This window comes from Streptomyces sp. NPDC002130, from assembly GCF_040296465.1.
Lineage (GTDB): Bacteria > Actinomycetota > Actinomycetes > Streptomycetales > Streptomycetaceae > Streptomyces.
In genome coordinates this window covers 1-1,158 of record NZ_JBEOXI010001092.1, presented here as the reverse complement: position 1 = coordinate 1,158, position 1,158 = coordinate 1, and the positions used below count along the sequence as shown (strand labels likewise).

Sequence of the window (1,158 nt, the reverse complement as noted above, 5' to 3'; positions counted from 1 at the left end):
GTGGAGATCCAGTGACGCATCTGATGCGACATCGCGTCCTCGATCGACGACGGCGGCGCGTTGGTCGTGTCCGTCATCAGTCCCGGGTCGTCGCCGGTGTCGTGCGCGAGCGTGCCGGAAGTTCCGGACACCACGATCCGGCGCACCATCTTGCCCGATTGTGGTAGTGCGTAAGCCAATTCGATGAGTGCCAGCGATCCGTCCTCGAAGCGAACGGTCAGATGGAAGCTGTCGTGCACGGGCATCCCCGCTGCGAAGGTGGGGAAACTACGAGCGAACACGCGGATCGGACGACGACCGATCAGCCACGTCACCAGATCGAGTGCGTGGGTTCCGTTGTGAACGGGGTGACCACCCGAACGTTCCTTGTCGTGTTGCCAGCCTCGCCAGCCCCCTGGCCAGACATGGCCGGTGTACCAACTGAGATGGATCAACCGGGGGTCCCCGATGGCGCCTTGTGCAACCGAGTTTCCGATCGAGGTGATCGACGGCTGGAATCGTACGGTCTGTCCGACCATCAGGGACGTGCCGCCACCTTCGGTGGCCTCGACCATCGCGTCGAAGTCCGCGACTGTCAGCGCAGCCGGCTTCTCCACGTGCACATGCTTTCCCGCACGGCCGGCGGCTATCGTCACAGGCGCATGGTCGGGAGTGGCTCCGACGACGTTGACCGCGTGCACCGTCGGGTCTGCGAGAATCTTCGCCAGATCGGTACTGGCCTTCGCGCCCGGCGCCAATGCCGCAACCGATGCGGCCCGGTCCAAGTCACTACCGAATACGTAGGCGACTTCGACCGCTGGAATGCGCGCCAGAGCGCTGACGTGATCCCGGGCGATTCCGCCACTGCCGATGACGGCTACACGCACGGTCACTTCGCACTTCCCGACAGCGCTGCCGGTTCGCCGCCACCGAGTCGCACCTGTTCGGCGACGACGAGTGCGCGTTCGCGTGCGTATGTCAACGGCGAGTCGGCATCAGCCTTGCCGTCGAGAACTGCTGCCATCTCGTCGATTTCGTGGCGAATCGCAGCCTGCATCCACAGCGAGGATCCACCGTTGCCCGAGTTGTACTTCTGCGTCCTGCTGGCAGCGTCGATCAACGATTGGTTCTCGGCGTCGAGGTCGAAGATCGGCCACGACTCTTCGACCCGTCCCCCGC

The 1,158-nt window shown here is 64.2% G+C and carries 2 protein-coding genes; both read right to left on the bottom strand.

Annotated features, from left to right (window positions below):
* Nucleotides 1–872, bottom strand: an 872-nt coding sequence (locus ABT116_RS48690; protein WP_351647989.1) for a Gfo/Idh/MocA family protein, incomplete at its 3' end; no start/stop codon positions are given.
* Nucleotides 869–1,158, bottom strand: a 290-nt coding sequence (locus tag ABT116_RS48685) for a hypothetical protein (RefSeq protein ID WP_351647987.1), incomplete at its 5' end; no start/stop codon positions are given. The genes ABT116_RS48685 and ABT116_RS48690, both read right to left, overlap by 4 nt.